This window comes from gamma proteobacterium symbiont of Axiagastus rosmarus (assembly GCF_059730925.1).
In genome coordinates this window covers 1,319,851-1,333,885 of the sequence record NZ_AP035925.1, presented here as the reverse complement: position 1 = coordinate 1,333,885, position 14,035 = coordinate 1,319,851, and the positions used below count along the sequence as shown (strand labels likewise).

The 14,035-nt window shown below is 56.3% G+C and carries 15 protein-coding genes; 3 read left to right on the top strand and 12 right to left on the bottom strand.

The genetic code is table 11. From position 1 onward, the window contains the following. Positions 1–227 precede the first annotated feature (227 nt). The 7 genes from hcp to AC6I8F_RS06110 all read right to left on the bottom strand — a co-directional run bounded on the left by hcp (position 228) and on the right by AC6I8F_RS06110 (position 8,025). Positions 228–719, bottom strand: a complete 492-nt coding sequence (gene hcp, locus AC6I8F_RS06140; RefSeq protein WP_058776563.1) for a type VI secretion system effector Hcp — start codon at positions 717–719, stop codon at positions 228–230. A 3-nt stretch (positions 720–722) separates the two neighbouring features. Continuing rightward, a complete protein-coding gene (locus AC6I8F_RS06135; RefSeq protein ID WP_498028625.1) occupies positions 723–2,429 on the bottom strand; it encodes an OmpA family protein in 1,707 nt (568 codons plus the stop codon). Further along, positions 2,426–3,115 (bottom strand): type VI secretion system protein TssL, short form, encoded by a 690-nt coding sequence (tssL, locus tag AC6I8F_RS06130; RefSeq protein WP_498028624.1) that lies wholly within the window; start codon positions 3,113–3,115, stop codon positions 2,426–2,428. Before tssL ends, AC6I8F_RS06135 begins: the two co-directional genes overlap by 4 nt. Further along, positions 3,112–4,452, bottom strand: coding sequence for a type VI secretion system baseplate subunit TssK (tssK, locus tag AC6I8F_RS06125; RefSeq protein WP_498028623.1), 1,341 nt, complete (start codon positions 4,450–4,452; stop codon positions 3,112–3,114). Before tssK ends, tssL begins: the two co-directional genes overlap by 4 nt. A gap of 17 nt (positions 4,453–4,469) precedes the next feature. Further along, positions 4,470–6,017: a type VI secretion system contractile sheath large subunit gene (gene tssC / locus AC6I8F_RS06120; protein WP_031280019.1), complete on the bottom strand. Its 1,548-nt coding sequence runs from the start codon at positions 6,015–6,017 to the stop codon at positions 4,470–4,472. 33 nt (positions 6,018–6,050) lie between these two features. Then, a complete protein-coding gene (gene tssB / locus AC6I8F_RS06115) occupies positions 6,051–6,548 on the bottom strand; it encodes a type VI secretion system contractile sheath small subunit (protein WP_498028622.1) in 498 nt (165 codons plus the stop codon). A 613-nt stretch (positions 6,549–7,161) separates the two neighbouring features. Then, positions 7,162–8,025 carry a helix-turn-helix domain-containing protein gene (locus tag AC6I8F_RS06110; RefSeq protein ID WP_021509109.1) on the bottom strand — a complete coding sequence of 288 codons (864 nt, stop codon included), beginning with the start codon at positions 8,023–8,025 and terminating at the stop codon, positions 7,162–7,164. A gap of 182 nt (positions 8,026–8,207) precedes the next feature. Between AC6I8F_RS06110 and AC6I8F_RS06105 the strand changes: the two genes are divergently transcribed. Further along, complete coding sequence (locus AC6I8F_RS06105) at positions 8,208–9,107, top strand: DMT family transporter (RefSeq protein ID WP_498028621.1); 900 nt, start codon at positions 8,208–8,210, stop codon at positions 9,105–9,107. A gap of 36 nt (positions 9,108–9,143) precedes the next feature. Here the strand turns inward: AC6I8F_RS06105 and AC6I8F_RS06100 are convergent, their stop codons facing one another. Then, positions 9,144–9,383 (bottom strand): hypothetical protein, encoded by a 240-nt coding sequence (locus tag AC6I8F_RS06100; protein WP_021313687.1) that lies wholly within the window; start codon positions 9,381–9,383, stop codon positions 9,144–9,146. Between the two features lie 280 nt (positions 9,384–9,663). Between AC6I8F_RS06100 and AC6I8F_RS06095 the strand changes: the two genes are divergently transcribed. After that, complete coding sequence (locus AC6I8F_RS06095) at positions 9,664–10,881, top strand: L-lactate MFS transporter (protein ID WP_498028620.1); 1,218 nt, start codon at positions 9,664–9,666, stop codon at positions 10,879–10,881. A 282-nt stretch (positions 10,882–11,163) separates the two neighbouring features. Then, positions 11,164–11,316 (top strand): hypothetical protein, encoded by a 153-nt coding sequence (locus tag AC6I8F_RS06090; RefSeq protein WP_021509106.1) that lies wholly within the window; start codon positions 11,164–11,166, stop codon positions 11,314–11,316. Positions 11,317–11,389: 73 nt separating this feature from the next. On the opposite strand, the gene AC6I8F_RS06085 is transcribed toward AC6I8F_RS06090, so the two are convergent. The 4 genes from AC6I8F_RS06085 to AC6I8F_RS06070 all read right to left on the bottom strand — a co-directional run bounded on the left by AC6I8F_RS06085 (position 11,390) and on the right by AC6I8F_RS06070 (position 13,985). Further along, entirely contained in the window at positions 11,390–11,671 is a 282-nt protein-coding gene (locus tag AC6I8F_RS06085; RefSeq protein WP_021509105.1) for a membrane lipoprotein lipid attachment site-containing protein, read from the bottom strand. Positions 11,672–11,926: 255 nt separating this feature from the next. Next, a complete protein-coding gene (locus AC6I8F_RS06080) occupies positions 11,927–12,730 on the bottom strand; it encodes a hypothetical protein (protein ID WP_498028619.1) in 804 nt (267 codons plus the stop codon). Positions 12,731–12,739: 9 nt separating this feature from the next. Further along, positions 12,740–13,192, bottom strand: coding sequence for a universal stress protein (locus AC6I8F_RS06075; RefSeq protein WP_058758371.1), 453 nt, complete (start codon positions 13,190–13,192; stop codon positions 12,740–12,742). 7 nt (positions 13,193–13,199) lie between these two features. Continuing rightward, positions 13,200–13,985, bottom strand: a complete 786-nt coding sequence (locus tag AC6I8F_RS06070; protein WP_058770796.1) for an IclR family transcriptional regulator — start codon at positions 13,983–13,985, stop codon at positions 13,200–13,202. Positions 13,986–14,035 lie beyond the last annotated feature (50 nt).

The window sequence follows — 14,035 nt, the reverse complement described above, 5'->3', positions numbered from 1 at the left end:
TCACCAGACATCTGACAGAATGCGTATCACGGTCGCGAACAAGGCAACACGGCCGAATTTGGGCGGCCAGAATGCCGCCCCCACGACGCCATCACACAGTCGATTACGCTAAATAGTTCGTGTCGCAGGAAGGCGGCAAGCTCATCCGCCCCGGAAGCATAGATAACTATGTGACCGGGGCGGACGAGTGCGGCCAACGCACCTGCGGCACGAAATATGACGCGTAATCAGGCGGTGGCGCGTTCGTTCCAGCTATCTGAATGAATGATGTTGCCGTCTTTATAGGTCCAGGTGATTTTTTCGTAGCGCAGTTCGATCTGCTCAAGGTGGTTGTGCTTCTCGAAAGAAGGATTTTTGATGTCATGCATCACCGGATTCACTTTCACGACTTTCACGTTTTCCAGTTTGGTGTTGAAGTACTCCACTTCCTGGCCCGCGTCGTTGATTTTGTACCACTTGAATTCCGCAGACTTGAGGGTCTGGCCGGTGGTCACCGCCTTGTACAGGTAAGGACTGGAGGAGTCGATTTCCTTGGTGAACAGGAACGGGGTGTGGATACGGGTACCGGTCAGCTTGCCAGTGTTGTTGTCGGTCGGGATGTACAGGTTATGCTGCTGTGCCACCACTTCGATGCTGCCTTCACGATCCTGAACGTCCACAGAACCTTTAATGTCCGCACCACCGTCGTCTTTCAGCCAAAGATAAACAGGGATTGCCATGGATTACTCTCCGTTGTGTTGTGATACGTCATCATCCTGCGATGACGTCTGGGGGTTGCCCGGTATCTGGCAGGCATCAGCCTGCGGTACCAGACTGATTTCGACGCGACGGTTGAGCGCGCGCCCATCCGTCGTGTCATTGGTTGCGACTGGGCGGCTTTCGCCATAACCCTGCACCGCAAAACAGCTTTCCGGTACATCACCGGTGTCACGCATCCAGTCGCGTACCGCTTCGGCACGTTTCAGAGAGAGCGTCTGGTTCAGTTGCGGGTTACCGGTGTTATCGGTATGGCCGGCGACCACAATCAGCCAGCCCGGCTTCGCTTTGATGCCGACCAGTGAGTTCACCAGCATTTTGGTGGACCCGGCTTTCAGCGTGGATTTGCCGGAATCGAACAGCGACATGCTGTCGAGGCGAACAATTTTCGGCACCGGTTTCGGCTGCGGTTTTGGCGGCGGTGGCGGGGGCACATACGAACGGATCGCATCCAGCACAGGCATTCGCAGACGCTCGCCCTGATACAGACCAAGGCCCATCCGCATCGGTACGCCATTGCGCGCCTGGTCATCCAACCCGGCCGCATCGTCACGCAGAACGGCAACGGCGTCGGCTTTGGGTGCGAAATCCTGCATCGGGATACGTTCATAGCGGGCAATATCGAAGCTGACACGCTGCAGCAACTGGCGATTGTTCCAGCCACTGCTGAGCAGTGCAGCCATGGCCGCCAGCGTGAAAATCGCGAGCGCATAACGGAAGGCTTGCCCACGCGGCGTCAGGCCTCGCCCTTCCGGCAGCAGCGACAGGATAAAATCCGGCAACGCGGCAATAACCGTACTGTCCGTTCCCACCGGCTGCCAGCCCGCAACCTGTTGCATCGCAGTATGACGGGACAGCCATGCCGTCCACACCGATGTGGCCAGACTTCCGGCCAGGATCGGTCCCAATCCCCATAGCACCGCAACCGGTGCAATGACCGGAACATCCGGGCTCTCATCAATGAAGACCGCTTTAACGTGCAACCGGAACCAGCTCATCAGGCTGTTCATCAGCACCTGTTGCTGCATCGCAGGCGCGCCACCGGTGGTGACCCATGCAGCGACTGAGCCCGGCGCTGAAGACGCACGCCAGACCCTCACCCCTTCCCCCGGGATAACCGCCTGCCAGAGCAGATCATTGGTCACCGCACTGCCAACCTGACCATTCAGAACCAGCGGCACAGAATGCCCGGTTTCTTTACGCAGCCGGCTGATTTGCCAGCGCAGGGCCAGCAGACGACGGGTAAGCCGCTCGCTGTCGGCGTGTTTTTGCGGACAGACGCTGACCATCACCGACAGCTGGCGGCCCCAGTCAGGACGCAACCCCAGTATCTGACGGGCAACCTGTTGCAGATCCTGATATTCCTCCACGCGGATCCAGCATCCCTGTGTCACTGTAAGCACCGATGACTGCTGCATACATGCCAGCGGCAGGTCGCCACAGACCAGCACCACAGGCTGACGGTAAGTGGCTTCCGGGAGGTCATCCAGATTTAGGGCGACGTCATGCTCCGCACGACGCCTGGCGACAATCCACAACGCCAGGATAAGCCCCAGCACCGCAAGCAGAAAGAGCACCGAAACCAGTCGCGATACCGGCAGGAAACTCAGGCAAACCACGGCACTCAGCAGGGCGGCCCACAGCGCAAGCCCGCGCTGCTGTGCAGGACTCATTTCACGGCTCCCGGCAGCAGGGTCACCAGCATCTGATCCAGCCAGTGGCTCAGTCCCCACCAAAGCGCAGCCACCAGCACCACGCTCAGGCCGATACGCACGGGCCATGACGCCAGCCAGCCACCCATTTCTCGTCCGGTACGGCTTTCCGCCAGAACCGGATGGGTTGGTGGATAGCTGAACGGCGTGACATGTTCACTGAGCGCGTTGACGAGTTTCTGGCGCTCCGGATCGTTCAGAGAGCGGAAACTGCCGAGGAACCCCAGCATCATGACCCGCTGAAAGCAGGTCATAACAGCCTGGTCTGGCGCCGGTTCACGCAACACATCACGCATGCGATCGCACAGCGTATCACCGGCATCCATGGTGCCGAGAAAGTGCCCCTGCAGGGGAATGTCATACCACTGCACACAGGCGTCATCCTCCACACCACGACCTTTGACCGCCTCATCAAGCAGCGCACACTGTGCGGTGAGAATATGCTGACAGCTGACTTCATCGAGTTCGCTCGCTTTCAGCTCACGCTGCACACGTTCGACATCGGCAATGCAACGCTCCCACAACGTGCGCCCCTCTCCGTCCTGAAACGTCGGACCGTGACGCAGGCTGATGACCTGCAGCCAGGTATTCTGCAGCAGAGCATCAATATCAATGGGTGCAGCAGTACTGCGTTTAGGCTCACTCATGTTCTCAGTACCGCAAAAAGTTCAAGTTCAGGCTCGCCGAGCATGCCTGGAACGTAAAACATACAGGTGCCGCTCTGAAGCATTTCACTGGCCAGAGGATGCGAGACATCAAGGCTGAAATACTGGTTTTCCAGACGCAGCGGAATGGCTGCCGGCACATGGCGCAGTGGCGTCAGCGGCACGCCCACCCGTGAGGAATTGACGATACTCCTGACATGATCGGGACTGCCGATCTTGCACTGTCGCGGGAACTGCTCCTGCAGTTGTGCCACCGGCATCGGTGAACGCACGGAAAGGTAGTAATCCGCCCCTTCGCGCAGACGGGAGTCATGCAGACGGGCCTGCCAGACGTGCAGCCGGGCATCGTGCTCAAGCGCAATCGCCACCACCCGTGACGGCAGGCTGGCTTCCAGCAGATCGCCCAGTAAGTCAAACAGCGGCGGGAAGACGCTATTCAGCTGTTCATGCTGCCAGACCGGAATAGCACTCACCTGATGTTCCAGCGAGAAAGTCAGCAGGCTGCCCGCAAGCCGCGCCAGTTCCGGGTACAAACGCTCCGGTGGGCTTTGCAGGTTACGCTGAAACTGGCTGAGCACCGGTTCTGCGCTGTTCAGGGCATTGAGCAGCCAGAACAACGACACATCAGCCACGGCAAAGTCGGCCATGCGCTCGTTACTTTCACGTCGCATCGCCATCAGTCGACTCAGACGGGCACGCAATTGCGTCATCAATTGTTCCAGCTGGGTTACCAGCCAGCGGCTGCCCTGCAGAGCCAGCAGTGGCGGAAGCCAGGTTTCATCGAGTGCCCAGCTGCCCTGGGAATCCTGCTGCAGACGGGCGACCGGACAGGTCAGATAATCACTGTTGTTCTGATGGGCAAAACGCAGCGTCAGCTCTGGCTGCATCACTGCAATCTGCCGGGTATCATCGCCAAAGGTGTTGCGGACATCCCGCCAGCGCTGGCGATAACGCACAGGGCGCTCGGCCACCTCATCGGGTTTAAGGCAGTTGCCGCCATTTGCCCGCAGCAGCGGAAGCGCCAGCACCACTACCACGTCCTGTGATTCGCCCTCAAGCATCAGCACCGGCGGCAGGTCATCGGCGTTATCGGTGTCGATAAGCGTGCCATCGGGAAAACGGATGTGCAGATGACGGGCCTGCAGGCGGCCCAGCTTCAGTGCATCAGGTTCGAAAGTGGCAGCAATCATCCCCCAGGGATGGCAGAGGCCCAGCCGGGCGATACATTCCGCAGACCAGGCCGCATAGGCGACCTGTTGCTGGAAGTGCTGGGGAGAGACCATAACGCCCCTACCCCATAACGGTTGTTCCGTTTTCATTGGCTTCCTGCCTTCGCTTACGATTTCGCCTTCGGCATCTGGGAAACCAGTGACAGGTTGACGTCCATGCCCTCCACCTGGAAGTGTGGGATGGCGTACAGCCTGACGCGGAAGAAGCCCGGGTTGTCGTCGATATCTTCCACTACCACCTTCGCGTCGCGCAGCGGGTGAGAAGCCTGCAGCTCATCGCCCGGATCGGTCATTTCGGTCACAAGACTGCGCACCCAGGTGTTCAGCTCCAGTTCCAGCAGACGCCGATCCTTGGTGGTGCCGATGTTCTCACGCTGAATCAGCTTCAGATAATGCGCGATACGCGACAGCAGGAAGATATACGGCAGACGGGCATTAATGCGGCTGTTGGCGGTGGCATCCGCAGTGTCATACAGCGCGGGTTTCTGGGTGGAGTTGGCTGAGAAGAAGCAGCTGTAGTCGCGGTTTTTGTAATAGGACAGCGGAATGAAACCGAGATTGGCGAACTCAAATTCGCGGGTTTCCGGGATCATTACCTCACTCGGGATCTTCACCTGATTACCGGTGCCCAGATCGTACAGATGAATCGGCAGATCCTGCACCGCACCACCGGCCTGTGGACCACGGATTTGCACGCACCAGCCATTGTTAATGAAGCTGCGCACCATGTTGGATGCGAAGGCAAACGAGGCGTTGGTCCACAGATATTTGTCGTGATCCGGACCTTTGACTTCTTCAACGTAGTTGAAACTGCGCACCGGAACGGTATCCGGGCCATACGGCAGGCGACCCAGTACGCGCGGCATCACCAGACCGATGTAGCGCGAATCGTCCGTCTCGCGGAAGGATTTCCACTTGATGTATTCAGCGCGGTCAAAATAGTTACCGATATCTTTGATGGCCGCCACGTCTTCCATTGAATCCTTGAGGAAGAATTGCGGGCCGGCAGAGCCGATAAACGGCATATGCGCCGCAGCAGACACTTTTGAAATATTGCGCAGCAGGGCAACATCCTGCGCAGACGCATCAAACTCATAAGCGGAAATCAGCGCCGCAATCGGCTCGCCGCCTGGTGTGTCATACTCATCAATGTAGGTGTGTTTATACAGGCCGCTCTGGATAATTTCCGGGCTGTCTTCGAAGTCCTGACGCAGATCTTCTTTAGACATATCCAGCAGTTCGACTTTCACGTTCTGGCGGAAATCGGTTTTATCAACCAGCGATTTCACGCCGCGCCACAGGCTCTCCACTGCCTGGAACTCTTCGCTGTGCATGACCGCATCCAGCTGACGACTGATCTGGTGATCCAGCGCGGCGATATGATGGTCAATCAGGTTTTTGTCGAGTTTTTCAACTTTTGCGCCTGATTTTTTCAGGCACTCCAGAAATACCTGCATGCCGGCGGTTAAACGCTCATCCGCCGTTGCATCCGACATCGCCTGCGCATCCTGCCAGATATCCAGCGCGCTCAGCTCAGAAACCGGGTTAAGATTGATTTTTTCAAACAGGGTGGCATACACCCCACCGGCTGCCGGACGTTCCAGCACCACGCTCTCGCCACCCGTCGCATTCTCATTATTTACAGACATCAGCATCTTCCTTATTAATCCGTTAAATCATCGTGATGGTTATGGCTGTTTTGGTGTCAGGGTTGAGAGCTCAGCGCGCAGTTCTGCGCTTAACGCGGGGTCCAGCAGAATTTTTTCCAGCTCTTTTCGGAAGGCCTGGTTATCCAGCAGGTTGGCTTTTAAATCACGCAGTAAATTACGCATAGAAAGCATGGCCTTCAGCTGAGGTATTTGCCGGGAGACCTGTTCCGGAGAGAAATCTTTCATACTCTGGAAAGTCAGACTGATGCTGTCTTCGCTGCCGTCATCGGCCAGCGTATTTTTAACGGCAACCGTGACTTTGGGCGAATATTCGGAAAGCACTGCGTCAAAATTATTTTTGTTCAGATTAACCTTGGCTCGCTCTGATAATGGTGCGGTCGCCTGACCATGACTGAAGTCGCCTGCCACCAGTAATTTCAGCGGAAGCTCGGTTTTCTTGCTTGCGCCCCCGGTATGCAGGTCAAGTTTTAAGTTAATACGTGCCTTTGGCACTTCATTCTGGAAACTATCTGCCATTTCATCACCCCTCTGTTTATCTCAGCGCACATTTTTCGCGCCATACTACTTTAGAGGTAACAGCAGAGCAATGATCGACATAAAAGCAAATGAACAGATCTTTAAGCTGCAAAAGTGACGCACACAAGCCATTAACACTAAAAAAGGCAGATCATTGTCACCTGAAACCAGCTAAAAAAACTGGCAAAGACATTAAAGGCCACACATTAATGCCAATAAAAAATAAAGATGTGGATTAATATTAACAAAGCGTAAATTTGTTGATTCAGGTCAAAATAAAAAATCCGCCCAAAACCATCACACCATCAAGAAAGAAATGACATAAAAAGATAAAAATTGCGGATAGCAGCAGTGCGGAATTTCATACAGGAGGGTAATGAGATGAAGTAAAGATTTCAGGTAAAACAGAGCGCAACTAAGCCCCGTGCTACATCCGTTCAACGTAATCGTATAAATCATCACCCATGCGGGAAATTTCGTATAAATAACGTTCGGGTGCGACCAGAGGGATCAATCAGGATAGCGTGGTTCATGCAATAATGACGTACGCGATCAATCGCGCCGCTGCTAATTCAGTAATCTATTCCTCGCAAACTTCATTCCAACTGTCCCGTCAGCGCTGACGCCATGCCGAGGGTGCCATGCCGTGCAGCTGACGGAAGCGGTTGCTGAAATGGCTGGAGGAGTGGAAACCGCAGCGCAGGGCAATCTCGGTGAGCGACAGCGCGCTGAATTGCAGCAGTTGCTGCGCGGCTTCCATACGGCGGCGCATCACATACTGGTGCGGCGCTTCGCCGGTGCTGCTGCGGAACATACGTGCAAAATGGTATTCGCTGAGCGCCGCCTCTGCCGCCAGTTGGGCCAGCGTTAACGGCTGATCCAGCTGCGTATCGATCAGCGCCAGCACGCGGCGCAATACCACCGGTGCCAGTCCGCCGCGCACCTGCGGCAGCTGCCACTGTACCTGACTGTAGCGCTGCAGCAGATGGGTCATCAGCAGGGTTGAGGCGCTGCTCAGCATCAGCTGGTTAGCCGGCTGCTGCCAGTCGGAGCTCAGCAGAAAATGGCGATACAGCTGGGTGATGCGATCATCGTCGGCAAAAATCTTCTCATGCAGGTTAAGCTGCGCCGGGCTGCGATCCCACACCTGCTCACCGAGGTGACGCAAATGCGCATCGGTGCAATAAAGGTGCACGAAGGATAAATCCGCGCGCAGATCCCAGGTCGACTCGGTGCCAGACGGCATCAGGCAAAAGCGATCCGGCGCGCCGCCGTTGCGCCAGCCGTGCGGTGTTTTGTGCCAGGTGTCGTAACCATCGGCAACGTACAGGCTAAGCGTATGGTGATCGCTGAGGTTGGTCACGCGATCGCCACTGTTGAACCATGCCGCCAGCCGAATGCCGCCGCTCAGCTGCACGCTATCGCGCAGCTGCGCTTTGTGACGCTGAAGCATAGTAAACGTCTGATATTCCGGCATGGTCTGACATCGCTCTCTGGGTTGATGTCCTGTAGTTTACGCAACTGACCGGACAGAAAACAGGCCAATGCCGGACCAGGCGGGAAAAAGCGCAAGAATTTGCAAGTGCTGCGCAAAGTCATGCAAGCCGCGCTCCTGTCGCTCAGGCACACTGCGAGCCTGATTCCGCCGGAGAGTTTCTGATGAACCTGATGTTATACCTCGCGGTGGTGCTGATTTGGGGCACTACCTGGATTGCGATTTTTCTGCAGCAGCAGGCCGCCGATACGCCGGTACTGGTGGCGGTATTCTGGCGCTTCCTGTTCGCCTCGTTGACCATGCTGGTGCTTCTCCGGCTGTTGAAACGTCTGCGTACGCTGGATGCGCGTGACCACCTGTTTTGTCTGTTACAGGGCGGCTGCGTATTCGGTTTTAATTTTGTCTGCTTTTACCATGCGGCAGCGATGATCAGCACCGGACTGGAGTCGGTGATTTTTTCGATGGCGGTGCTGTATAACGCGCTCAACAGCTGGATTTTTTTCCGCCAGCGCCCGCCTTTCCGCCTGCTGCCCGCCGCCGCGCTGGGCCTCGGCGGGATTGTTGCGTTGTTCTGGCAGGATATTCAGTCAGCCCATGTTGCGCCGCAGCTGCTGTGGGGCGTGGGACTGAGCGCGCTGGGCACGCTCGGTTTCTCCTTTGGCAATATGATTTCTACCCGCCATCAGCGTCGTCAGCGCGACGTGCTGACCACCAACAGCTACGCCATGCTGTACGGTGCGCTGATCATGGCCGTGCTGGCGCTGGTGAATGGCGACGCGCTGGCACCGGCACTCAATCTGCAGTGGCTGGGGGCAATGAGTTATCTGGCTTTGTTTGGCTCGGTGCTGGGCTTTGGTGCCTACTTCACGCTGGTGGGGCGCATCGGTGCCAGTCAGGCGGCTTACAGCATCCTGCTGTTTCCGCTGGTGGCACTGACGCTTTCGACGCTGTATGAAGGCTATCAGTGGCATAGCAATGCTATCGTCGGGCTGGTGATGATTCTGGCAGGGAATATGGTAATGTTCGTGCGCTGGCCGGCTCATCGCCGGTTACGTCTGGCCTGAAGCAAGAGCGGGCTTGACGCCCGCTCTGTCACTCCTCTAGCGCCAGCCCCCGACGCCGATGTTGAGCTGGTGAGGTTGGTTAATGGCTTTTCTGGCAATCCAGTAAAGCAGAACGCGTTCATCATCTCTGTCGCGGTCGGCCATCGCCAGTAATTTCAGCGACAGGGTGGACCTGGTCACAGGCTGCTGTTCATCGCTTAACTCGATCACCGCCTGACCGATGATGCAGCAAACCTCATCCCCGCTGGATACGGATTCATATGCCCGGTCTTTCATATTTCCTCCTGTTGAATGAACTATAAGCCTGGCAAAGTTCCTGCGTTTTGCCGCGCAGATGCTGCGCTTAAAACACCCTGTTACACATGCTCACCTGTCGCAACGTCTGTTCATGTGACGACATCCGCGCTGCGCTTAAGCAAAGGCGCAATGCCATTCATACCGGTTTCACAGCATTTCATTCCGTCTCCCGTTCCGTTCACGCCCGTCCGCGCCACCCGCGTACGCGTGAGGCTTATTATCGCTGCAGATTCCGTATTCCCGGATGGGAGAGAGAAAAATGACAACAGCCGTTACCCCTAATCATCAGCGTGTCCGTATCCTTACCCTCGCAGGCACCATCATTACCCAGTTCGCGCTCGGCTCGGTTTATACCTGGAGCCTGTTTAATGGCCAGCTGGCACAGAAACTGGATGCGCCGGTCAGCCAGGTGGCTTTTTCCTTTGGTCTGCTCAGTCTCGGTCTGGCGATTGCCTCCTCGCTGGCCGGCAAGCTGCAGGAGCGCTTTGGCGTGCGCAACGTCACTATCGGTGCAGGCATTCTGATGGCGATTGGCTTCTGGCTGACCGCCCATGCTGACAACCTGATGATGCTGTACCTGAGCGCCGGCATTCTGGTTGGACTGGCCGATGGCGCGGGTTATCTGATGACGCTCTCTAACTGCGTGAAGTGGTTTCCGGAGCGCAAAGGGCTGATTTCGGCCTGTTCGATCGGCGCTTACGGCCTCGGCAGTCTAGGCTTTAAATTTATCTGTGGCGCGCTGCTTAGCACTCAGGGGCTGGAAAATACCTTTGTGATTTGGGGTGTGCTGGCGATGACGATGATTATTGCCGGGGCCCTGATGATGCGCGATGCGCCGCTACAGCAGGCCGGTTCACGTCAGCAGCAGGCCACACAGGAGTTCACGCTGGCGCAGTCGGTGCGCCTGCCGCAGTACTGGATGCTGGCACTGATGTTCCTGACGGCCTGCATGAGCGGTCTGTATGTGATTGGCGTAGCGAAGGATATTGGTGAAGGCCTGGTGCACCTGAGTACGCAAACGGCGGCCAATGCGGTGACGGTAATTGCCATTGCCAATCTGAGCGGACGACTGATTCTCGGCGTGCTGTCGGACAAAATGGCGCGCATCCGGGTCATTTCGCTGGCACAGCTGGTTTCGCTGAGCGGCATGAGCATCCTGCTGTTCACCCACATGAATGAAATCACCTTCTTCCTGTCGCTGGCCTGCGTGGCGTTCAGCTTTGGCGGCACCATCACCGTCTTTCCGTCACTGGTCAGCGATTTCTTCGGCCTTAACAACCTGACCAAAAACTACGGCCTGATCTATCTCGGCTTCGGCATCGGTAGCGTACTTGGCTCGCTGGTGGCTTCGGTGTTCGGCGGCTTCACCGTGACCTTCAGTCTGATTATGACGCTGCTGGTGATCTCGCTGGTGCTGTCGCTCAGTATCCGTCTGCCAAATCGTCAAAACCTGGTCGCGCCGGTACTGCATAATTAATTCACCCACCCTGCCGTGTAAATGCACGGCAGGCTTTTTACTGATAACCACAGAATTGATCACGCGTTGAGACTGACTGTTATTTAACCTTGCATTTCAGAGTAATCGGGTTATTATCAGGCGCTATTCAGCTTATTCCGATTGGTTTATTTCCCGCTCTGTCACTTTTAGCTTTTAATTGACATATCTGGTAATAATTACGGAAATAACTCTACATTCACTGCATCTTCACTCCACTTTTCCCGGTTAATCTGGCCTCATTGGAAAAGAGGAGGACTCTCCATGAAGAAGTTAATAAAAGTCGCTTCGGTGGTGGCGATGATGACCATGCTAAGCGGGTGTATTATCGAGCATGACCATGGACGCGGTCCCGGCTGGGGCCACGGGCACGGCGGCGGCTGGCATCACGGCCATGGCGGCTATCGTCACTGGTAATTGGGCAAAGCACACACAGCACATAATAAAAAATGAATAAAGAAAGGGCGGGAATCAATCCCGCCCTTATTTTTTAGCTTTTCACCGCGTAATTACATTGATACCAGACTTTCTTCAGGCCAGGCAAATTGCTGTCCTGCGCCGGAAGCGATTCGACTTTATCGAAGCCGCGCTGGTTACAGTAATTCGCCAGATCAAGTTCCAGCGCATCTTTATCCAGCTTCTGTGGATCGTAACGATACTGTACGGTATTTGAACGGGCATCTTCATCTACGCGCTCAAAACCCCCGGGTTTGCTGACACTACAACCGGCCAGCATAAAAAGCGCTAACGCGCTAATAAGCATTTTATTCATTAGGATGTCCTCATCAGACGTTGCAGTGTAAAAGGCAACGCCACACGCCTCTATAGGAAAAAGACGCGAAATGTCCGATTGATGCAAAGCTTTCGCCAATCAAATCAATAAAACCAAACGGTTTTCCTTATCACATCAGCAGTGAGAAGATGACTTCAGACAAAACGAAGTCTGCACCACACCAGGTGATACCCACAAAAAGACATACTGAAAGTGACCTTTATGCCCGTGCTGAGCGGGCTTTTTTTTCGCCCGTTATCCGGTAAGGCTGACCATCTTACGCAAAAGATTGGCCGCTTGTTTGTCCGGCAATGCGAGAATTCCGCTGTAAAGATCTATCGACATCGCGCACATCGTGCTGCGATCCACCGCCGTATCCGCCGGCATATTTAGCTGCTGCAGCTTATCGCCCCACTTGCCATACAGTTTTTCCACCACGCGCTGCAGATCGCGCTGCGCCTGAGGCTGCTCCACCGCCAGCTCATCGCCGGTACTGTTTTGCAGCAGTGCCTCGAGCGCTTCACCATCGCGCTGATTAAGCTCCGGCGACAACACCTGTTGCAGATTGACGCCACCGCTGACCTGCGGATAGAGGAAACGGAAGCAGCGCTGCGTATCCTGCTGCTGCAGCGCCTGCATCTCCTGCACCGAAACGCGGATATAGTTGATGATCGCCGCATCGCTGGCGCGCGCCATGCGCTGATTCACCAAATCCATCAGCCAGCCGCGCATATCGCCCAGCGCCTGCTCCGCAGGTACGCCCTCTGCCAGCTTGTGCTGCAGCTCGCGATTCAGCAGTTGCCACAGCGCCGGCTCCTGCACTTTCAGCACGCGATAACCCGGCGCGTCGCTCAGTTGGGTAGCCACCTGCGCCGCCAGCGCCTCGCGCTCCTGACGCGGATGCAGCCAGCTAAACCACAGCAGATTGGCCAGCAGCACAGGCAGCAAAAACAGCAGGACACCCTGCCAGACGCGCAGCGCAGTGGTGCGCAGCAGTATCACGATGATGATCGCCAGCAGCACAAAAGCGGCCAGCGTGAGCGGGAAAAGCGAGAACATGGAGCGACATTAATCCTTGCGAACGTCAATTAAAACCGGACAGCTGGCGCGTTCAATCACTGCTGCGCTTACCGAGCCTTTCAGCAGGCGGTTGAGCGGCGACAGGTGACGACGGCCCATTATAATCATACTGGCGTGCAACGCCTCAGACTGCGCCACAATGGTTTCCGCCGCTTCACCGGCCAGAATCAGCCCGCGTGCGTCAATGCCAGCGCGCAGCAGCGGTGCCAGCGCATGGCGTACCACCATTTCAGCTGTATTTTGTTCATCCTGCGCCACGACAAAATCGTCCGGGTCTTCCCCGGCGTCGATCTCAATCGGCTGATTGCACGACGAATATGCCGGATCGACACAGCACAGCACGGTGACCTGCGCCTGTTGCGCCAGCGCCTGTTCAATGGTCAGGGCGATCACTTTTTCCGCCACCGGTGAGTTATCGATGGCCATCAGCAAGGTTTTCATCAGTCGGTTATCCTTCCGCAGCAGTTATTTTGCCAATTTCGCGAATCAGCGCCTCTTTACACTTTATCAGCGCTGTCCGGTAATGCGCTTCCTGGCGCTGAAAACGTGCCGTCGGCACCAGCAGTGAGATCGAGAAGCGCCCGAACAGCGTATCAATCGCGACCGCCATGGTGGAAATGCCCTCCAGCGTTTCGCCGCGATCGATAGCCAGTCCGCTGGCGCGCACCTCCGCAATCAGCGTCAGCAACTGCGGCAGCGTTTTTACCGTCATTTCCGTCAGTTCCGCATAGGCTTCACCGACCATCACCCGCACATCTTCGTCGCTCTCCAGCGCCAGCAGCGCCCGGCCACCGGACGTACTGTAGAGCGGCAGATTCAGGCCGATGTGTGGCACCACGCGCAGCTCACGCGTGGCCACCACGTAATGGACAATCGCCAGTTGCGTCCCGCTGGCCCGCGCCAGCGATACCGTTTCATTGATTTCCGCCGAGAGTTGTTCGAGGAACGGCCGGACAATTTCCACCACGTCACTGTGCACGCTGGAGATCAGCTTCAGCAACGCCGGACCGAGGCGCAGTCCGCCTGCCCCGCCGCTGCGCACCAGCTGCGCGCTATCCAGCGCCGCCACGATGCGCTGCACCGTCGAGCGCGGCAGATCGACCACCTGCGCAATTTCACCCAGACTCATGCCGCCCGGATGCTCACCGAGCGCATTTAAAATTTTTGCCGCACGCGCAATGACCTGAATGCCACCCGCTTTTTCATCCTCACGGCTTGAGGGAGGTTCTACCATGATACGTTCCTTTTTGGCCTGCCCTACTTTAGCGCGAACGATCGCACTTT

Excerpts from the sequence above, each read along its gene's own strand:
- AC6I8F_RS06090 (WP_021509106.1), top strand. The coding sequence starts at position 11,164 with ATGAAGAAGTTAATAAAAGTCGCTTCGGTGGTGGCGATGATGACCATG.
- tssK (WP_498028623.1), bottom strand. The coding sequence starts at position 4,452 with ATGAAAACGGAACAACCGTTATGGGGTAGGGGCGTTATGGTCTCTCCC.
- hcp (WP_058776563.1), bottom strand. The coding sequence starts at position 719 with ATGGCAATCCCTGTTTATCTTTGGCTGAAAGACGACGGTGGTGCGGAC.
- AC6I8F_RS06070 (WP_058770796.1), bottom strand. The coding sequence starts at position 13,985 with ATGGTAGAACCTCCCTCAAGCCGTGAGGATGAAAAAGCGGGTGGCATT.
- tssB (WP_498028622.1), bottom strand. The coding sequence starts at position 6,548 with ATGGCAGATAGTTTCCAGAATGAAGTGCCAAAGGCACGTATTAACTTA.
- AC6I8F_RS06085 (WP_021509105.1), bottom strand. The coding sequence starts at position 11,671 with ATGAATAAAATGCTTATTAGCGCGTTAGCGCTTTTTATGCTGGCCGGT.
- AC6I8F_RS06110 (WP_021509109.1), bottom strand. The coding sequence starts at position 8,025 with ATGCCGGAATATCAGACGTTTACTATGCTTCAGCGTCACAAAGCGCAG.
- tssL (WP_498028624.1), bottom strand. The coding sequence starts at position 3,115 with ATGAGTGAGCCTAAACGCAGTACTGCTGCACCCATTGATATTGATGCT.
- AC6I8F_RS06075 (WP_058758371.1), bottom strand. The coding sequence starts at position 13,192 with ATGAAAACCTTGCTGATGGCCATCGATAACTCACCGGTGGCGGAAAAA.
- AC6I8F_RS06100 (WP_021313687.1), bottom strand. The coding sequence starts at position 9,383 with ATGAAAGACCGGGCATATGAATCCGTATCCAGCGGGGATGAGGTTTGC.
- AC6I8F_RS06080 (WP_498028619.1), bottom strand. The coding sequence starts at position 12,730 with ATGTTCTCGCTTTTCCCGCTCACGCTGGCCGCTTTTGTGCTGCTGGCG.
- AC6I8F_RS06105 (WP_498028621.1), top strand. The coding sequence starts at position 8,208 with ATGAACCTGATGTTATACCTCGCGGTGGTGCTGATTTGGGGCACTACC.
- AC6I8F_RS06095 (WP_498028620.1), top strand. The coding sequence starts at position 9,664 with ATGACAACAGCCGTTACCCCTAATCATCAGCGTGTCCGTATCCTTACC.
- tssC (WP_031280019.1), bottom strand. The coding sequence starts at position 6,017 with ATGCTGATGTCTGTAAATAATGAGAATGCGACGGGTGGCGAGAGCGTG.
- AC6I8F_RS06135 (WP_498028625.1), bottom strand. The coding sequence starts at position 2,429 with ATGAGTCCTGCACAGCAGCGCGGGCTTGCGCTGTGGGCCGCCCTGCTG.